The organism is Kitasatospora sp. NPDC032121, from assembly GCF_055580145.1.
In genome coordinates, this window is record NZ_JBVILX010000001.1 from 323,760 (window position 1) to 342,357 (window position 18,598).

The window sequence follows — 18,598 nt, forward strand, 5'->3', positions numbered from 1 at the left end:
CCTGCGGGGCCGTTTATCGGCCGGTAAGGCCGGGCCGCAATGAGACGACAATCACACCCGAGAGGCGACCAGGGAGCGCAGCAGATCGAGGTCGACCTGCTCCAGCGACGGCAGCACCAGCCGCCCCGGAGCCGGCTCGATCGCCGCCACCGAGGGCACCGCGATCACCGGGCAGCCGGCCGCCTCGCCCGCCCGCACCCCGGTCGGGGTGTCCTCGATCACCACGCAGCGGACCGGCTCCGCGCCGAGCCGCCGGGCGGCCTCCAGGTACGGGTCGGGGAAGGGCTTGGTGCGCGGCACCTCGTCCCCGCCGATGGTGAAGGCGAAGTGGTGGGCGCCCAGCGAGCGCAGCACGATGTCGATCACGTGCCGGTGCGAGGCGGACACCATGGCGGCCGGAACCCCGTGCGCGGCAAGGGTGTTGAGCAGCCGCTCGGCGCCCGGCATGAGCGGTACGCCGCCGGCCAGCAGGTCGACGAAGCGCTGGTTGACCAGCACGCCCAGGTCCGCCGGCGCGATGTCCGCGCCGGTCCTGGCGACCAGGTACTCCATCACCCTGGTCATCGGGCCGCCGACCACGTGGGCGCGGTCGGCCTCGTCCAGCTCGTGGCCCAGCTCGGCGAAGAGCGAGGCCTCGGCCTGCCACCAGAAGTCCTCGGTGTCCACCAGCGTCCCGTCCATGTCCAGCAGCACCGCCTGGAGCCCGCGGTCGTCCCCGTGCTCGAGGATGCGCGTGGCGGTGGAGCTGGTCGTCATGGCGGGGTCCTTCCGGCAGGCCCGGAGCGTCTCCGGGGAAGGCGCGGGCCGGCCCGCAGGTGAGCGGACCGGCCCGTTCAGGATCATCAAGAATACGCCCGCTTCGTCCGAAAAGAGCGAACGCAACGGAAACCGGGAGTTACCGGGCGTTGAAGTACTTCGCCTCCGGGTGGTGGATCACGATCGCGTCGGTGGACTGCTCCGGGTGGAGCTGGAACTCCTCGGAGAGCACCACGCCGATCCGCTCCGGCTTCAGCAGCTCGGCGATCTTGGCCCGGTCCTCCAGCTCGGGGCAGGCCCCGTAGCCGAGCGAGAAGCGGGCGCCGCGGTACTTGAGCGCGAACATGTCCTTGACGTCCTGCGGGTCCTCGCCGGAGAAGCCCAGCTCGCAGCGGACCCGCGCGTGCCAGAACTCGGCCAGCGCCTCGGCCAGCTGCACCGAGAGCCCGTGCAGCTCCAGGTAGTCCCGGTAGGAGTTGCCGGCGAACAGCTCGTTGGCCGCCTCCGAGATCCGGTTGCCCATGGTGACCACCTGGAGGCCCACGACGTCCCGCACGCCGGACTCCTCCGGGCGGAAGAAGTCGGCCAGGCAGAGCCGGCGGCCGCGCCGCTGGCGCGGGAAGGTGAAGCGGGTGCGCTCGGTGCCGTCCTCGTGGAAGACGATCAGGTCGTCGCCCTTGGAGTTGGCCGGGTAGTAGCCGTAGACCACGGCGGCCTCCAGCCAGCCCTCGGTCTGCAGGCGGTCCAGCCAGGCCCGCAGCCGCGGCCGGCCCTCGGTCTCCACCAGCTCCTCGTAGGACGGCCCTTCGCCGGAGCGCGCGGCCTTCAGGCCCCACTGCCCCTTGAACAGCGCGTCCTCGTCCAGCCAGGAGGCGTAGTCGGCGAACGGGATGCCCTTGACGATCCGGTCGCCCCAGAACGGCGGCACCGGCACGGTGTTGTCGACGGCGACGTCGGAGCGGATCTGGCCGAGGTTGACCTCGGGCTCCGGCTCCTCCACCTCGACCCGGGCGTGCCGGCGCTGCTTGAGCTCCGGCAGGGCCGCGCCGGGCACGCCGCGCTTGACCGCGATCAGCGCGTCCATCAGCCGCAGGCCCTCGAAGGCGTCCCGGGCGTAGCGGACCTCGCCCTCGTAGATCTCGTGCAGGTCCTGCTCGACGTAGGCGCGGGTGAGCGCGGCGCCGCCGAGGATCACCGGGAAGCTGGCGGCCAGCTTGCGCTGGTTCAGCTCCTCCAGGTTCTCCTTCATGATCACGGTGGACTTCACCAGCAGGCCGGACATCCCGATGACGTCCGCGTTGTGCTCCTGCGCGGCGTCCAGGATCGCCGAGACCGGCTGCTTGATGCCCAGGTTGACCACGTTGTAGCCGTTGTTGGACAGGATGATGTCGACCAGGTTCTTGCCGATGTCGTGGACGTCGCCCTTGACGGTGGCGAGCACGATGGTGCCCTTGCCCTCGCTGTCGGACTTCTCCATGTGCGGCTCCAGATGGGCCACCGCGGTCTTCATCACCTCGGCGGACTGGAGCACGAACGGCAGCTGCATCTGGCCGGAGCCGAAGAGCTCGCCGACCACCTTCATGCCGGCCAGCAGGGTGTCGTTGATGATCTCCAGCGCCGGGCGGACGGTCAGCGCCTCGTCCAGGTCGGCCTCCAGGCCGTTGCGCTCACCGTCGATGATCCGGCGCTGCAGCCGCTCCTCCAGCGGGAGCGCGGCCAGCTCCTCGGCCTTGGAGGCCTTCACCGAGGCGGCGGAGACGCCCTCGAACAGCTCCAGCAGGCGCTGCAGCGGGTCGTAGCCGTCCCGGCGGCGGTCGTAGACCAGGTCGAGCGCGGCCTCGCGCTGGTCCTCGGGGATGCGGGAGATCGGCAGGATCTTGGAGGCGTGCACGATCGCCGAGTCCAGTCCGGCCTCCACGCACTCGTGCAGGAAGACGGAGTTGAGCACCACCCGGGCGGCCGGGTTGAGGCCGAAGGAGATGTTGGACAGGCCCAGGGTGGTCTGCACCTTCGGGTGGCGGCGCTTGAGCTCGCGGATCGCCTCGATGGTCTCGATGCCGTCCCGGCGGGACTCCTCCTGGCCGGTGGCCAGGGTGAAGGTGAGGCAGTCGACCAGGATCGAGCCCTCGTCGATGCCGTAGTCGGCGGTGAGTTCGGCGATCAGCCGCTCGGCGATCGCGACCTTGGTGTCGGCGGTACGGGCCTGGCCCTGCTCGTCGATGGTCAGCGCGATCAGGCCGGCGCCGTGCTCGCGGGCCAGCGAGGCGATCTTCCCGAAGCGCGAGTCGGGGGCGTTGCCGTCCTCGTAGTTGACCGAGTTGAGCACCGCGCGGCCGCCGAGCGCCTCCAGACCGGCCTGCAGCACCGGCGGCTCGGTGGAGTCCAGCACGATCGGCAGGGTGGAGGCGGTGGCCAGCCGGCCGGCGATCTCCTTCATGTCGGCGACGCCGTCGCGGCCGACGTAGTCCACGCAGAGGTCCAGCAGGTGGGAGCCGTCCCGGATCTGGTCGCGGGCGATCTCCACGCAGGCCTGCCAGTCGCCGGCCAGCATCGACTCGCGGAACTTCTTCGAGCCGTTGGCGTTGGTGCGCTCGCCGATCGCCAGGTACGAGGTGTCCTGACGGAACGGCACCGCCTGGTACAGCGAGGCCGCCGAGGGCTCGGGCCTCGGGTCGCGCGGGGCGATCGGGCGGCCCTGGACCCGCTCGACCACCTGGCGCAGGTGCTCGGGGGTGGTGCCGCAGCAGCCGCCGACCAGCGAGAGGCCGTACTCGCGGGTGAACACGTCGTGGGCGTCGGCCAGTTCGGCCGGGGACAGCGGGTAGTGGGCGCCGTCCTTGCCGAGCACCGGCAGACCCGCGTTCGGCATGCAGGACAGGCCGATCCTGGCGTTCTTGGCCAGGTAGCGCAGGTGCTCGCTCATCTCGGCCGGGCCGGTCGCGCAGTTGAGGCCGATGTAGTCCACGCCCAGCGGCTCCAGCGCGGTGAGCGCGGCACCGATCTCCGAGCCGAGCAGCATGGTGCCGGTGGTCTCCACCGTCACCTGCACCAGCACCGGCAGGTCCAGCCCGGCCTCGGCCAGCGCCCGCTTGGAGCCCAGGATGGCGGCCTTGGTCTGCAGCAGGTCCTGGCTGGTCTCGACCAGCAGCGCGTCGGCGCCGCCGGCGATCAGGCCGGCCGCGTTCTGCTGGAAGCCGTCGCGCAGCGTCTCGTACGGGGCGTGGCCGAGGGTCGGCAGCTTGGTGCCGGGGCCGATCGAGCCGAGCACCCAGCGGGTGCGGCCGTCGGCGGCGGCGTGGGCGTCGGCCACCTCGCGGGCGATCCGGGCGCCGGACTCGGACAGCTCGAAGATCCGCTCCGCGATCTCGTACTCGCCGAGGGCGCTGAAGTTGGCGCCGAAGGTGTTGGTCTCCACGCAGTCCACGCCGACCCCGAAGTAGGCCTCGTGGACGGACCGGACGATGTCCGGGCGGGTGATGTTGAGGACCTCGTTGCAGCCTTCGAGGTTCTGGAAGTCCTCCAGCGTCGGATCCTGCGCCTGGAGCATGGTGCCCATGGCACCGTCGGCGACCACCACCCGGGTGGCGAGGGCCTCACGCAGTGCGTTCGCGCGGCTCTGCTGAGTGATGGACGGGGTGGCTGCTGCGGCCATGGGGCTTCTCCCTGGTGCGACGGCTGTCGGCTTTGCGAGCCCGCTTGGTCGGGCACGCACCTGGCCAGGGTATCCGGCCCACGGCTCGGCCCGCCGGGCCATTCCGTATCCTGAGCGCTCGAGCGCAAGGGGGGAGCGAGCGCGTGGCCGGATTCCGGACCTCCGCGCGGCGTGCCGGCCGGGGCCTGACGGCCCCGTTCCGCGCGCTGCGCCACCGTTGGCGGGCCTGGTCCCGGTGGCGGCGGGCACTGCTGGTGCTGGCCCTGGTGGCGGCCGTGCCGGCCGCCGCACTGGGATCGGTGTTCGTGATGTTCCGACTGCACTACACCGGCACGCCCGCCGCCGACGCCCGCACCAGGGGCCGGGACGCGCTCTGGCTCGGCCACGCCTGGGTGGACGGCCGCAAGACCGAGGCGGACGTGGCCGAGCTGGGCCGACAGCTGGCCGGCACCGGCATCCGGGACCTCTACGTGCACACCGGCCCGCTGGAGCACGACGGCTCGCTGCCACCCTCCGCCCACCCGCGGGCCCGCTGGTTCACCGACACCGTGCACCGGGAACTGCCCGGCATCCGGGTGCAGAGCTGGCTGGGCGACGAGGTCAAGCCGGAGAAGGACGCCCTGGACCTGGAGGACGGCGCCACCCGCGACCGGGTCACCGCCTCCGCCCGCCAGGTGCTGGACCTCGGCTTCGACGGCGTGCACTTCGACATGGAGCCGATCCGCCCCGGTTCGGCGGGCTGGCTGGCGCTGCTCGACCGGGTCCGCCCGGTCACCGCGGCCCGCGGCGCCAAGCTGTCGGTGGCGGCCCCGCAGATCGACCCCGTCCCCGGCCTGCACACGGCCGGCATCCTGCTCACCGGCCACGGCAAGTGGTGGGACCGGGCGTACTTCACCGAGACCGCCCGCCGGGTCGACCAGATCGCGGTGATGAGCTACGACACCTCGATGCCCACCGAGCCGCTGTACGGCGGCTACGTGGCCCGGCAGACCGAGCTCGCCCTGCGGTCGACCCCGGCCGGCGTGGACCTGCTGATGGGCCTGCCGTTCTACTGGGACGACAAGTGGGGCCACCGGGGTGACGCCGAGACCGTCCGGGCCGCCGTCCGGGGCGTCCGGCTCGGCCTGGGCCGGGAGGACCGGCGGCGGGCCGACTTCGGCGTCGCGCTGTACGTGGACTTCGCCGCGCTGCCCGAGCACTGGGCGGCGTACCGCGAGGACTGGGCGACGGCGGGGCAGGGCGGGTAGCGCCGGCCCGGCGGACCGTGCGGCCGGGCGACCGTCACACCGCGTCGCCGATCGAACACCCTTCGCCCCCGCCGGACACCTGACGGACCGTCAGCCCGAAGCCCGCCGATATCCGGTGGATCGCGGCGGTCCGCTCCCCCAGACTGTCCCGGTGCCCGGCCGTGGTGCGCATCAAAGCCCGTAGGCTGGGCAGGTAGGGACCATGGGGCGAGGCGTTCCATGGGAGACGAGAGGTTCGACAGTCGGCAGCCGGCCCGTCGGCGCCCCGGCAGGCCAGCCGGGGCGGCGCAGGTCCGACCGCCGACCGGAGGGAGACGCTGGGTGATCGAGCTGGAAGATGTTCCCGAGTTGATCGACCCGGTGATGGTCTGCGCGTTCGAGGGCTGGAACGACGCGGGCGACGCCGCGTCCGCGGCTCTGGCGCACCTGGACGAGACCTGGGGCGGCAAGGTGTTCGCCGCCCTGGACGCGGAGGACTACTACGACTTCCAGGTCAACCGGCCCACGGTCTGGCTGGACGGCGGCATCCGCCGGATCACCTGGCCGACCACCCGGCTCTCGGTGATCCGGGTGACGGAACCGACCACCAGGGACGTCGTGCTGGTCCGCGGCATCGAGCCGAGCATGCGCTGGCGCTCGTTCTGCAACGAGCTGCTGGGCTTCGCGCACGAGCTGGGCGTCGAGCTGGTGGTGATCCTTGGCGCGCTGCTCGGCGACACCCCGCACAGCCGTCCGGTGCCGGTCAGCGGCGTCACCTCCGACCCCGAGCTGGCCCGCCGGCTGGACCTGGAGGAGAGCCGCTACGAGGGCCCGACCGGCATCGTCGGGGTGCTCCAGGAGGCCTGCACCCACGCCGGGGTGCCGGCCGTGACGCTCTGGGCGGCGGTGCCGCACTACGTCTCGCAGCCGCCGAACCCCAAGGCCACGCTGGCCCTGATCAACAAGCTGGAGGACCTGCTGGACCTGCGCATCCCGCCGGGCGAGCTCGGCGAGGACGCCAGGGCCTGGCAGATCGGCGTGGACCAGCTGGCCGCCGAGGACAGCGAGGTGGCCGAGTACGTCCAGCAGCTGGAGGAGGCGCAGGACACCGCGGAGCTGCCGGAGGCCTCCGGCGACGCCATCGCCCGCGAGTTCGAGCGCTACCTGCGCCGCCGGGAGAACGTCGGGCCGACGGGCGAGAAGCCGGTGGCCGGGCACGCCACGGCGGAGCGGCCGGCCGATCCGGAGACGCCGGGCGGCGGCGCCCGGGAGAGCCAGGACGGCGCCGAGGAGGAGTGACCTCCGTACGGCCGAAGGGGCGTCAGGACCAGTCCTGACGCCCCTTCGGCGTGTGGTGCGGGTGCGGGTTACAGCGCGACGCCGAGCAGGGCGTCCACCGTGCGGGTCACCAGGCCGGGAGCGCCGGTGTCGGTGCCGCCCTCGGCCTCCTGACCGGCCGCCCAGCGGTCGACCGCGGCCAGCGCGGCGGGCGTGTCCAGGTCGTTCGCGAGCGCCTCGCGCACCTCGGCGAGCAGCCGCTCGGCCGACGGGCCGTCCGGGCGGGAGACCGTTGCGCGCCAGCGGGCGAGACGCTCGACGGCCTCGTCCAGGGTGCTCTTGGTCCACTCCCAGTCCGCGCGGTAGTGGTGCGAGAGCAGCGCCAGGCGGATCGCCGCCGGGTCGACGCCCTCGCGGCGCAGCGCCGAGACGAAGACCAGGTTGCCGCGGGACTTGGACATCTTGTGGCCGTCCAGGGCGACCATGCCGGCGTGCACGTACGCCTTGGCGTACGGGTGGGTGCCGGTGGCGACCTGGGCGTGCGCGGCGCCCATCTCGTGGTGCGGGAAGGAGAGGTCGCTGCCGCCGCCCTGGATGTCGAAGGACATGCCGAGGTACTGCAGCGCGATGGCGACGCACTCGATGTGCCAGCCGGGGCGGCCGTGGCCGAGCTCGGTGTCCCAGGCGGGCTCGCCCGGGCGGGCGGCCAGCCAGAGCAGGGCGTCCAGCGGGTTGCGCTTGCCGGGGCGCTCCGGGTCGCCGCCGCGCTCGGCGAAGACCGGGCGCATGGCCTCGCGGGTGAGGCCGGAGACCTCGCCGAAGCGCGGGTCGGCGTCGACCGAGAAGTAGATGTCGCCGTCCACCTTGTAGGCGGCGCCGGAGGCCAGCAACTTCTGGACGATCGGGACGATCCACGGGATCGACTCGACGGCGCCGATGTAGTGGGCCGGCGGGAGCATCCGCAGCGCGGTCATGTCCTCGCGGAACAGGGCCGTCTCGCGCTCGGCCAGGGCCGTCCAGTCCTGGCCGGTCTCGACCGCGCGGGCGAGCAGCGGGTCGTCGACGTCGGTGACGTTCTGGATGTACAGGACGTCGTGGCCAGCGTCCTTCCAGACGCGCTGCACCAGGTCGAACGCGTTGTAGGTGGCGGCGTGGCCCATGTGGGTCGCGTCGTAGGGCGTGATGCCGCAGACGTAGATCCGGGCGGTGCCGTCCTGCGGCACCACCTCGCGGACCGTGCCCGCTGCGGTGTCGTGGATACGGAGGGGGAGCCCCTGACCAGGCAGGGCGGGAACCTCGGAGGCGGGCCAGGCATGCATGGAAACAACTTTAACCTTGCGAACATTTGAAAGCCTAACCAGTACGAAAGATCGACTGGATTCGCTTCTCGGCATTGCCCGACTGTTTCCCGACTGGTATTGCACGGAACCGGCGGGCGTGACGCCCGTGCCGTACCGGACCTGCCGTGCCGTACGGGACCCGGCGCCGGGCACGGGTGAGCGCCCGGTCGGCCCTGCCGCCGACCGGGCGCCCGGCGCCCCGGGGGACGCGGTCGGAGCCGCTACGACCGCTGCCAGAGGGCCGGCACGTTCGGCGGCTCCCAGCCCACCATGGCGGTGTGCGCCTGGAGGCAGGTGTAGGAGACGCCGGAGTAGGTGACGCGGTCGCCCGCTTGGTACGAGGTGCCCGCTGCCCAGGTCCCGCTCGGCGGCGGTGTGCTGGGCCCGCCGGTCGGGGTGGGGGTGGGGCTCGGCGTGCCGGGGGTCTGCGGGACGTCCAGCACGAAGTCGAAGCTCGCCTCGCGGGTCTGGCCGTTCTGGCGGACGTTCATCAGCAGCCGGGGGTCGTAGATGCTGTCCGTGCTGTTGCGCGGCTCGCCCGGGAAGTACAGCTGGGTGGTGACGATCGAGCGGCCGGGGGCCTGGAGCTTGACGTGCAGGTGCCGGGTGCGGCCCGGGTAGAGGCCGGGCACGATGGTGTCCAGCCGGTACGCGCCGTTGGCGTCGGTGAACTGGTGACCGCGGAAGGTGTAGGTGACGTTGTCGTAGTTGCCGCCGTTGTCGGCCTGCCAGAAGTCCAGCAGCACCCCGGAGATGGGCCGGCAGGCGCGGCCGAAGACGTAGCCGCTGACGACCAGGTGGGTGCCGGGCCCGTCGTTGACCATCGAGCTGCGCAGCGGGGAGTTGGGCTTGAAGTAGGGGCCCTCGATCTGCTCGACGGTGGGGGCGTCACCGTCGTGGCACTCGGGGGTGAGGCCGAGCGGTTCGCCGCTGTGGATCTGGTCCCGGGCCAGGGCCACTCCGCCGCCGACCAGCAGCGGGGCTGCCCCGAGCGCGGCGGCGGCCTTCAGGACGGTCTTGCGGCTGATCATGCCGTCGGGCGTGGGCATGAGCCGTCTCCTTCTCGTGAGGCGGGGGGGTGGGGGCGGCCCTTGCCATGGTGGGGGCATGACAAGGGCCGGACCGGCCGCCCGTCCGCGCGCGCCGGACCGGCCACCGGTGGCCAGCAGCAAAGTTACGGGCCGTCCGGCGCGACCGCGATGGACGTGATCCGGGGATCGTGGTGATTTCCGTCGACCCCGGCCCGGAACTCCCCCGGGGTCATCCCGGTCTCCCGGCGGAAGAACCGGCAGAAGTACGCCGGATCGACGAAGCCCGCCTCCTTGGCGACCTGGCGGATCGTCAAGTCCGTGCAGGCGAGCAGCCGTTTGGCCTCCAGGGTCTGCTGGTGGCGGATCAGCCCGCCGGGGGTGCGGCCGGTGGCATGCTTCACCAGGGTCTGCAAGTGCCCCGGGGAGACGCCCAGTTCCTGCGCGATGGAGGCCACCGAGTACCGCACCCCGCCCGGCCGGGCGATCAACCGGGTGAAGGCGGCCGCCACTTCGGCCGGGCGACTGGGCACCGCCGGGCGGTCGGCCGGGGCGCAGGCGCGCAGCGCCCGGACGATCAGGATGTGCAGACTGGCCCGCAGCACCCCCTGGTAGCCGGGCGCCCTGGTCCGGTACTCGTGCTCCATGTCGGTGAGCAGCGCGTCGATCGCGTCGGCCTGCTCGCCGAGCGCGAGGGCGGGGCGGGAGGCCAGGGCCCGCAGGGCGGCGAGGTCCTGGGGGTGGCCGAGCAGGAAGTCCTCGTTGAACAGGACGACCCGGCCGGCCAGTTCCTCGGTGTCCGCCCAGTAGTGCACCTGGCCGGGGGTGATCACGCACAACTGCGGTGGCGCCAGCGGCCGGTGGACGAGGTCCAGGACGTGGGCGCCGTGGCCGCCGGTGACGTGGACGATCTCGTAGAACGAGTGCCGGTGCGGGAATCCCGCCCGGGAGAGCGGGCCGATGGCGTCGAAACTGCCGACGGCGAAGGGGAGCAGGTGGGGCAGCGGGACCTGTAACCGGTGCAACGGCAGGTCCGTCGTGGTTCGGGGGGTGGGGGTGGTCCGTCGCACATCCATCGGAGCAGTGTGCGACCTGTTCCGGGGACAGGTCCAGACCATCTGTCGCCGTTTTCGAGAACCGGTCCAGACCAGTGGTGGGTCAGGGCGGTCGGGAGCAAAATGCCCGCGCGGGCCGCGACCACGGACCGGACCGGTGCGGCCGGGGCGGGCCCGCAGGCGCCCCGGCCGCACCGGCTACACCGGCCGCACTCGCTACACCGGCGGCCAGGGGATCGCGGGCCAGTCCTCCGGCGGCAGCGGGTGCCGGCCGGAGCCGCGCAATCCGGCCACCCGGGCCCGGGTGGCGTCCAGTTCGGCCGCCGTCAGGTGCGGGGCGAGCCGCTCCGCGAGCGCACCGTCCAACTGCTCGGCCAGCCGGGCCAGCACCTCCAGCGCCTCGACGGGCAGCGGGTCCCCGGCCCAACCCCAGAGCAGGGTGCGCAGCTTGTCCTCGGTGTTGAAGGTGACGCCGTGGTCGATCCCGTACACCCGGCCGTCGGCGGCCGGGATCAGGTGGCCGCCCTTGCGGTCGGCGTTGTTGAGCACCGCGTCCAGGACGGCGAGCCGGCGCAGCCGCCGGTCGTCGTGGTGCACCAGCAGGGCCGTCCGCCCGCCCTCGACCTCGGCCCGGACGATCGGCAGCCAGCCCGCCTCCGGGCCACGCGGGTCCTGCAGCGCCAGCAGCGGATCGGCCCCGGGGTCCGGCTCGACCCACAGCTGCACCATGCCGGCCCCGTGCGGGCCCTCGCGCAGCACGGTGGGCGGGATCAGCGCCCAGCCGGTCGCGGCCGACAGCTCGTACGCGGCGACCTCGCGCCCGGCCAGCGTGCCGTCGGGGAAGTCCCACAGTGGTCGCTCGCCGGCCACCGGCTTGTAGACGGCCTGCGCGCTCAGCGAGCCGTGCGCCACCGTGCAGTACAGCGCGGCGTTGGAGGCGTCGGTGAGCCGGCCGTGCACGGTCAGCTCGCCCTGGCGCAGCAGCGCGAGGGCGGTGGGCACGTCGGCGGCCAGCGCGGCGGCGGTCGCCGGGTCGGCCTGCGGCGGGGTGTCGGTGTTCAGCGCCGGTAGCCGTTCGCGCGCGGGCACAGGTGGCCCTCCGGGTCGAGCGGAAGGTTGCAGAACGGGCAGGGCTTGCGGCCGGCCGCGACCAGGTCCAGCGCGCGCTTGGCGAAGACCCTGGCCATCGCGCCGGACAGCCGCACCCGCAGCATGTCCGGGCCGTTCTCGTCGTCGGTGAAGACCGCCTCGGCGGCCTCCTCGTCGTCCTCCTCGACCAGCGCCTGCGCCTCGACCACCAGGCAGGCGTCCATGCTGTCCCAGGCCAGGGCCATGGTGCCGACCCGGAACTCCTGCTCCAGCGGGAGGTCCAGCGGGGCGGTGTCGAGCAGGTCCTTCGGGGCGGCGGCCGGGATGGCGGCGTCGCCGCCGCTGCGCCGCAGCGCCTCGTCCAGGACCTCCTCGATGCGCTCGGCGAGCGCGGCGACCTGGGTCTTCTCCAGCAGCACGCTGGTGATCCGGCCCCGGGCGCTGGCCTGGAGGTAGAACGCCCGGGCACCGGGCTGGCCGACGGTGCCGGCCACGAACCGCTCGGGCTGGTCGTAGAAGAAGACCTGACGGGGCACGCTCTCGCTCCGGATCGTGTCGGTCGGCGCGGTTCCACAGGGGGCGGGATCGCGGCCGGATGGACTCATCAGTCACCCTACGACCTTCGGGCTCCGGCCGGGGAGCCGAGCCGACGGCCGCGGGCGGGGTGGCACCCGGGGAAGCGGACGGTGCCGCCCGGACGGTGCCTCCCCGGGCGACCCGTCGGCGGCGCGGCTCAGACGGTGCCGCCGACCACCGCGTCACCGGCCGGGGTGGCCTCGGCCGGGTGGGACCTGGGGGCGAGCGAGGCGAGGTCGCCGGTGTCGCCCATCCTCAGTACGAAGGGCCGTTGGGGGGTGTAGCGGATCGCGGTGACCGAACAGGGTTCGACGCTGATCCGCTGGAAGTGGTCCAGGTGCAGCCCGAGCGCGTCGGCCACCACGGCCTTGATCACGTCCCCGTGCGAGCAGGCGACCCAGACCGCGTCCTCGCCGTGCTCGGCGGCGATCTTCCGGTTCCACTCGCGCACCGCGTCCACCGTGCGGTGGCTCAGCGCGCGCAGCGACTCCCCGCCGGGGAAGGCGGCCGCCGCGGCGTGGTCCTGCACCGTGCGCCAGAGCGGCTCCTTGGCCAGCTCGGCCAGCGGCCGGCCGGTCCAGTCGCCGTAGTGGCACTCCCCCAGCCGCTCGTCCTCGGTCGGCGGGCCCAGCTCGGGGCGGACCGCCAGCAGCGGCTCCAGCGTCTGCCGGCAGCGCTCCAACGGGCTGCTGACCGCCTGCACCAGCGGGATGCCGGCGAGCCGGCCGGCGAGCGCGGCGGCCTGCGCCCGACCGGTGTCGTCGAGGTCCACGCCGGGCGTCCAACCGGCCAGGATTCCGGCGGTGTTCGCGGTGGAGCGGCCGTGACGGACGAGCAGCAGCGTGGGCATGGGGTCAGCCTACGGCCTCCGGGCCCCGCGGTGGGCCCCGCTCTCCCTTCCGGACGTCCCGCCCGGTGGGCCTCGGGCCTGTCTCTCGGATTTCGTCGGATCAGGCAAGGATCCAAGACGCGGGCCCTGGTTGCCCCGGATCCGTGCCGGACGGCCCCGCCCGGGTGACAATGGCCCCCATGATCGTCCACTGCGCCGCCTACCACGACGGCCGCCGGATCGAGGCCCCCGAGGATCCCGCCGGCGCGCTCGCCGCCGCCCGCGCGGCCGGTCCGGGCGGCTTCGTCTGGATAGGCCTGTTCGAGCCCACCACCGAGGAACTCGGCCGCGTCGGCAAGGAGTTCACGCTGCACCCGCTGGCCGTCGAGGACGCCGTCAGCGCCCACCAGCGCCCCAAGGTGGAGGCCTACCAGGGCTCGCTGTTCGTCGCCCTGAAGACCCTCGGCTACCACCCCGGCGGGCACGTCGTCACGGTCGGCGAGGTGATGGTCTTCCTCGGGCCGGACTTCGTGATGACCGTCCGGCACGGCGAGGACAGCCCGCTCAGCGGCCTGCGGGCCGCCCTGGAACAGGACCCCGGGCAACTGCGCTACGGGCCCAGCTCGGTGCTGCACCAGGTCTGCGACACCATCGTGGACGGCTACGTGGACGTGGCGTCCGCGCTCCAGTCCGACCTGGACGAGCTGGAGGCGGACATCTTCTCCCCCGGCCGGGTCGGCAGCGACACCGCCGGCCGGATCTACGGCTACAAGCGCCAGGTGATGTCCGCGCGCCGGGCCGTCGGCCCGCTGGTGGAGCCGATGCTGGCCCTGGAGCGCGGCGCCCGCTTCGTCCGCCCCGAGACCGCGCCCTACCTGCGGGACGTCGCCGACCACGTGGCCCGGGTGAACGACCAGATGGAGGGCATGGACCGGCTGCTGTCCGACATCCTGAACGCCAACCTGGCGCAGGTCAGCGTCCAGCAGAACAACGACATGCGGAAGATCTCGGCCTGGGCGGCGCTGGCCGCCGTACCGACGATGATCGCGGGCATCTACGGGATGAACTTCGAGCACATGCCCGAGCTGCACCAGGTCTGGGGGTACCCGGCGGTGCTGGTGCTGATGCTGGTGGTCTGCCTGGTGCTGCACCGGGTGTTCAAGCGGCACGACTGGCTGTAGTGCCGCTCGACCGCCGGCCACCGGGCCCGACCGGTCGGGCCGGTCAGGCCAGGCCGGCCCGCTCCAGCGCCTCGACGCCGGTGCGCAGCGCCCGGATCCGCTCGTCCAGGGTGAAGCCGGACGGGGCCAGGGTGAGCGTGGTGACGCCGGCGTCGGCGTAGGCCTGCATCCGGTCGGCGATCCGGGCGGTGTCGCCGATCAGCGAGGTGGCGTCGATCAGGTCGTGCGGGACGGCGGCCGCGGCGCCCGCGTAGTCCCTGGCCAGGTACTTCTCCTGGACCTCGTCGGCGGCCTGCTCGTAGCCCATCCGCCGGGCGAGCTGGTTGTAGAAGTTCTTCTCCTTGCTGCCCATGCCGCCGATGTAGAGCGCGGCGTAGGAACGCAGGCCGTCGACCCCGGCCTTGATGTCCTCGCCGACGGCGAGGTTCACCGTCGGGCAGAGGTCGAAGCCCTCCAGCGTCTTCCCGGCCTTGGCGCGGCCCGCCGTCAGCGGGTCGAGCGAGAGCGCGGAGTGCTCGGGCGAGAAGAAGATGCCGAGCCAGCCGTCGGCGATCTCACCGGTCAGCTCCAGGTTCTTCGGACCGATCGCGGCGATGTACAGCGGGATGTGCTCGCGCACCGGGTGCACGGTGAGCTTGATCGGCTTGCCGGGGCCGCCGGGCAGCGGCAGCGTCCAGTTGGCGCCCTCGTGCACCAGGCGCTCGCGGGACATCGCCTTGCGGATGATCTCCACGTACTCGCGGGTGCGGGCGAGCGGCTTGTCGAACTTCACGCCGTACCAGCCCTCGGACACCTGCGGGCCGGAGACGCCGAGGCCGAGCCGGAACCGGCCGCCGGACAGGGTGTCCAGGGTGGCGGCGGTCATCGCGGTCATCGCCGGGGTACGCGCCGGGATCTGGAAGATGGCCGAGCCCACGTCGATCCGCTCGGTCTTCGCGGCGACGAAGCTGAGCACCGTCGCGGCGTCCGAGCCGTACGCCTCCGCCGCCCAGCAGACGGAGTAGCCGAGCCGGTCCGCCTCCTGGGCCACGGCGATGTTGTCGGCGTCCATGCCGAGTCCCCAGTAGCCGAGGTTGATCCCGAGTCGCATCTGCCGCACCTTCCAGTGGGTTGGGGTTGTGGCGAGGGTAACCGCGCCCGCGCCGGACATGCTACTGACGGGTAGGGGTGGTCTGGGTCACAGTCGCACGGGTTCGTGCCGCAGTGATCGTTCTGCGGGTCTGCACCCCTGTCCTGGCACCGGCCGCTACGCTCAGCCGGGGTGGGGAGCACTCTGCCCACCTGCGCGTTTACACGGCTGCCGGGGCTCGCGGGGCCACCGGCCAGTGAAGGGCCCGTCCGATGGAAAAGCGTCACCTCGGCCGTACCGGCCTGCAGGTCTCCCGGCTCGGCCTCGGCACCATGACCTGGGGCCGGGACACCGACGAGCAGGAGGCCGCGGAGCAGCTCAAGGAGTTCGTCGACGCCGGCGGCAACCTGGTCGACACCGCCGACGTGTACGCGGACGGCGGCGCCGAGTACCTGATCTCCCGGCTCACCGACAACCTGATCCCGCGCTCCGAACTCGTCATCGCCACCAAGGCCGGCAGCGCCCCCGAGTCCGCCCGCCGCTTCGACGGCTCGCGCGGCCACCTGCTCGCCGCCCTGGACGCCTCGCTGCGCCGGCTCGGCACCGACCACGTCGACCTGTGGCAGGTGCACTCCTTCGACCCGGCCACCCCGGTCGAGGAGACGCTCAGCGCCCTCGACATCGCCGTCTCCTCCGGGCGCGCCCGCTACGTCGGGGTCTGCGACTTCAGCGGCTGGCAGCTCGCCAAGGCCGCCACCTGGCAGCACGCCCACCACGGACGGGTGCCGCTGGCCGGGGCGCAGCTGGAGTACTCGCTGCTCCAGCGCGGCATCGAGCGGGAGGCCCTGCCCGCCGCGCTGGACGCCGGGGTCGGGGTGCTCGCCGGCTCGCCGCTCGGGCGCGGGGTGCTCACCGGCAAGTACCGGCACGGCATCCCGCAGGACTCGCGCGGCGCCTCGCCGTACCTGACCGGGTTCGTCCAGCCCTACCTCGGAGAGCGCTCGCGGCGGATCGTGGACGCCCTCGCCACCGCCGCCGACGGGCTCGCCAGCACCCCGCTGGAGGTCGCGCTGGCCTGGGTCCGGGACCGGCCCGGGGTGGCGAGCGCCCTGGTCGGGGCCCGGACGGTGGCCCAGCTGCAGGCAGCGCTGTCGGTGGAGACGCTTACGCTTCCGGATGAGATCCGTGGCGCGCTGGACGACATCTCGTCGCCGGTGCACCACTACCCGGACCAGGGGTGGACCGAGCTGTGACCCCGGCCCGGGTTGTCGAGCAGAACCTGCAGTGGAGTGACCTTTGGAGCGGACGACGATGACTGACACGGGGAACGGCGCTCCGGAGGTGACCGAAGGGGCCCAGCTGACCCCGGAGGAGAAGGCCGCGAAGGTCGCCGAGCTGGCACGGCGGATGCGGGAGATCGCCGCCCAGGGGCCCGGGGCCGCGGCCCCTGCCGCGCGGATCCCCGCGCCGCAGGCGTCGGGGCCGCAGGCCTCGGGGCCCGCGGGGGCGGAGCCCGCCGCATCCGGACCGCAGGCTCCTACGGCGGCCGCCCCGGCCGCCGCCCCCGCCGCCGCGGTGCCCGAGCGGCAGCACGGCGACGCGCTGCGCGCCACCGCCGAGGTGCTGGCCGCCGGCGGCGCCCCGGCCGAGCTGGCGGCCGCCGCCGTGGCCGCGCTCGGCGAGGAGGCCCCCGAGCGGCTGCGCGACGACCCGTGGGCGGTGCTGGGCCTGCCCGGCGTCCGACCCGAGCACGCGGACGGCTTCGCCCAGAAGCTGCTCGGCCCCGATGCCGCCCCGGGCGACGAGCGCCGCGCCCGGGCGCTGGTGCCGTGGCTGCTGGAGCAGGCGGCGCTGCGCGGGCACTCGGCCCTGGAACTGCCCGAGGTCGCGGCCGGGCTCACCCGGCTCCGGATGCCCGACCCGGCCACCGCGATCCAGGCCGCCGTCGCGGACGGGCGGGTGCTGCCCTTCCAGGAGGAGCTGACCGGCGCCGAGGCGCACGCGGCGGGCGGCGACGAGGACGAGGCGCCGACCCGCACGCTGCTCGCGCTGGAGGGGCTGGCGATGGCCGAGGACAGCCTCGCCGAGAAGCTGCTCCAGCTGATGGCCACCTTCGTACCGGGCGAGGACCCGCAGGAGGCCGAGGACTCCGAGGAGGCCGAGGTCCCCGACGAGACCGGGGCCGAGGACAAGGCCGGAGCCGGAGCCGAGACCGGGGCCGGGGCCGGCGAAGCGGCCGCCCCCGTCGAGGAATCCGCCGAGCAGCCCCGCGTCGACCCCGGCCCGAGCGCCTGGGCGGCCGCCGCCGAGGCCGCGCCGTCCTCCTCCGCGACCGCCCTGGTCAAGGCCGTCGCCGAGCACGCCCTGGTGCTGCACACCGGCGGCGAGGCGGCCCGCGCCGAGCCGGCCGCTCTGGTCACCGCCGCCCGCGGCCTCGGGCTGCGGGCCTGGGCCGCCACCTGGACCGACCAGGGCCGGGACTCGCTCGCCGCACTCGCCGGCCCGGGCGCCGGCGGTGGGGCCCCCGTGGTCACCCTCGCCGACCTGCTCTCCGGCGCCGCCGGCCCCGGCCGCGCCCCGGACGGCACGCTCGCCCTCGACCTGCTGGTCGTGCTGGACGCCCCGCTGCTGGACGTCGAACTGGCCGCCACCGTCCTGGAGTCGCTGGCCGACGGCACCCGGCTGGTGCTCAGCGGCGACCCGGGCCAGCTCTGGTCGGCCGGCCCCGGCCGGTTCTTCGCCGACCTGCTGGCCGCCAAGGCCTGCCCGGCGGTCGCCTCCCGCACCCCGGACTTCGGCCCGATCGGCGAGTTGGTCTCCGGTGTCGGCATCGGCGAGCTCCAGCCGGTCGAGGCGCCGGACAAGGAGGTGGTCATCCTGACCGCCAAGGACGCCGGCGAGGCCGTCCACCGGGCCGTCCAGCTGCTCACCGACTCCATCCCGCGCGCGCTGGGCATCCCGGTCGAGCAGGTGGTGCTGCTCACCCCGGGCCACGGCGGCCCGGCCGGCACCCGCGCGCTGAACGCCGCCGCCAAGGCCAGGCTCAACCCCGGCCCCGGCCGGTTCGGCGGCTTCGACCCGGGCGACCGGGTGGTCGACTCCCCCACCCCCGGCGTCACCCGCCCGGCCCGGGTGCTGGACGGCGACGCCACCGGTCTGCACCTGGAGTACGCCGACGGCTCGCGCCGGACGGTGCCGCCCGCCGAGGCCGCCCGGCTGCGGCACGGCTGGGCGCTGACCGTCCACCAGGCCCTCGGCCGGCGCTGGCCGGGCGCGGTGGTGGTGCTTCCGGAGGACGCCGCCCCCGCCCTGACCCGGCAGTGGGTCTACACCGCCTTCGGCCGCGGCGAGCGGCACCTGTCCGTGGTGCACGCGGCGGGCCCGGCGCTCGCCCAGGCCGTCGCCGAGCGCCAGGCGCAGCCGCGCACCACCCGGCTGCGGGCGGTCCTCGCCGAGAACACCGCGGCCTCGGAGTACTGAGGCGCGAACGCACGACGGGCGGGCCCCGGTGATCCCGGG

The 18,598-nt window shown here is 73.8% G+C and carries 15 protein-coding genes; 5 read left to right on the top strand and 10 right to left on the bottom strand.

Annotated features, from left to right (window positions below; translation table 11 throughout):
* Positions 1–51: 51 nt before the first annotated feature.
* Together ACZ5OX_RS01470 and metH are read right to left on the bottom strand one after the other, a co-directional pair.
* Positions 52–756 (bottom strand): HAD family hydrolase, encoded by a 705-nt coding sequence (locus tag ACZ5OX_RS01470; protein ID WP_465628062.1) that lies wholly within the window; start codon positions 754–756, stop codon positions 52–54.
* Positions 757–895: 139 nt separating this feature from the next.
* Positions 896–4,408, bottom strand: coding sequence for a methionine synthase (gene metH / locus ACZ5OX_RS01475; protein WP_465628064.1), 3,513 nt, complete (start codon positions 4,406–4,408; stop codon positions 896–898).
* 143 nt (positions 4,409–4,551) lie between these two features.
* On the opposite strand from metH, the gene ACZ5OX_RS01480 reads away from it, so the two are divergent.
* Positions 4,552–5,655, top strand: coding sequence for a glycoside hydrolase family 18 protein (locus ACZ5OX_RS01480; RefSeq protein WP_465628066.1), 1,104 nt, complete (start codon positions 4,552–4,554; stop codon positions 5,653–5,655).
* A 34-nt stretch (positions 5,656–5,689) separates the two neighbouring features.
* On the opposite strand, the gene ACZ5OX_RS01485 is transcribed toward ACZ5OX_RS01480, so the two are convergent.
* Positions 5,690–5,827 carry a hypothetical protein gene (locus ACZ5OX_RS01485; RefSeq protein ID WP_465628068.1) on the bottom strand — a complete coding sequence of 46 codons (138 nt, stop codon included), beginning with the start codon at positions 5,825–5,827 and terminating at the stop codon, positions 5,690–5,692.
* A 149-nt stretch (positions 5,828–5,976) separates the two neighbouring features.
* Between ACZ5OX_RS01485 and ACZ5OX_RS01490 the strand changes: the two genes are divergently transcribed.
* The gene (locus ACZ5OX_RS01490; RefSeq protein WP_392914104.1) at positions 5,977–6,933 is read left to right on the top strand and encodes a PAC2 family protein; all 957 of its coding nucleotides are present in this window, start codon (positions 5,977–5,979) and stop codon (positions 6,931–6,933) included.
* A gap of 68 nt (positions 6,934–7,001) precedes the next feature.
* Here ACZ5OX_RS01490 and mshC read toward each other — a convergent pair whose 3' ends face one another.
* The 6 genes from mshC to ACZ5OX_RS01520 form a co-directional block, all read right to left on the bottom strand.
* Positions 7,002–8,231, bottom strand: coding sequence for a cysteine--1-D-myo-inosityl 2-amino-2-deoxy-alpha-D-glucopyranoside ligase (gene mshC / locus ACZ5OX_RS01495; RefSeq protein ID WP_465628070.1), 1,230 nt, complete (start codon positions 8,229–8,231; stop codon positions 7,002–7,004).
* 242 nt (positions 8,232–8,473) lie between these two features.
* Complete coding sequence (locus ACZ5OX_RS01500; RefSeq protein ID WP_465628072.1) at positions 8,474–9,301, bottom strand: dioxygenase family protein; 828 nt, start codon at positions 9,299–9,301, stop codon at positions 8,474–8,476.
* 125 nt (positions 9,302–9,426) lie between these two features.
* The gene (locus ACZ5OX_RS01505; RefSeq protein WP_465628074.1) at positions 9,427–10,356 is read right to left on the bottom strand and encodes an AraC family transcriptional regulator; all 930 of its coding nucleotides are present in this window, start codon (positions 10,354–10,356) and stop codon (positions 9,427–9,429) included.
* A gap of 195 nt (positions 10,357–10,551) precedes the next feature.
* Complete coding sequence (locus ACZ5OX_RS01510; RefSeq protein ID WP_465628871.1) at positions 10,552–11,349, bottom strand: SCO1664 family protein; 798 nt, start codon at positions 11,347–11,349, stop codon at positions 10,552–10,554.
* 44 nt (positions 11,350–11,393) lie between these two features.
* The gene (locus ACZ5OX_RS01515; protein ID WP_449791855.1) at positions 11,394–11,960 is read right to left on the bottom strand and encodes a DUF3090 domain-containing protein; all 567 of its coding nucleotides are present in this window, start codon (positions 11,958–11,960) and stop codon (positions 11,394–11,396) included.
* 197 nt (positions 11,961–12,157) lie between these two features.
* Positions 12,158–12,850, bottom strand: coding sequence for an MSMEG_4193 family putative phosphomutase (locus tag ACZ5OX_RS01520; RefSeq protein ID WP_465628076.1), 693 nt, complete (start codon positions 12,848–12,850; stop codon positions 12,158–12,160).
* Positions 12,851–13,029: 179 nt separating this feature from the next.
* On the opposite strand from ACZ5OX_RS01520, the gene ACZ5OX_RS01525 reads away from it, so the two are divergent.
* Positions 13,030–14,010, top strand: coding sequence for a magnesium and cobalt transport protein CorA (locus ACZ5OX_RS01525; protein WP_465628078.1), 981 nt, complete (start codon positions 13,030–13,032; stop codon positions 14,008–14,010).
* A gap of 43 nt (positions 14,011–14,053) precedes the next feature.
* Here the strand turns inward: ACZ5OX_RS01525 and ACZ5OX_RS01530 are convergent, their stop codons facing one another.
* On the bottom strand, positions 14,054–15,100 hold the full coding sequence (locus ACZ5OX_RS01530) for an LLM class F420-dependent oxidoreductase (protein WP_392874331.1): 1,047 nt from the start codon (positions 15,098–15,100) through the stop codon (positions 14,054–14,056).
* Between the two features lie 251 nt (positions 15,101–15,351).
* On the opposite strand from ACZ5OX_RS01530, the gene ACZ5OX_RS01535 reads away from it, so the two are divergent.
* Together ACZ5OX_RS01535 and ACZ5OX_RS01540 are read left to right on the top strand one after the other, a co-directional pair.
* Positions 15,352–16,332 carry an aldo/keto reductase gene (locus ACZ5OX_RS01535; protein WP_465628080.1) on the top strand — a complete coding sequence of 327 codons (981 nt, stop codon included), beginning with the start codon at positions 15,352–15,354 and terminating at the stop codon, positions 16,330–16,332.
* Positions 16,333–16,390: 58 nt separating this feature from the next.
* The gene (locus ACZ5OX_RS01540; RefSeq protein WP_465628082.1) at positions 16,391–18,559 is read left to right on the top strand and encodes a helix-hairpin-helix domain-containing protein; all 2,169 of its coding nucleotides are present in this window, start codon (positions 16,391–16,393) and stop codon (positions 18,557–18,559) included.
* The last annotated feature ends 39 nt before the right edge of the window (positions 18,560–18,598 follow it).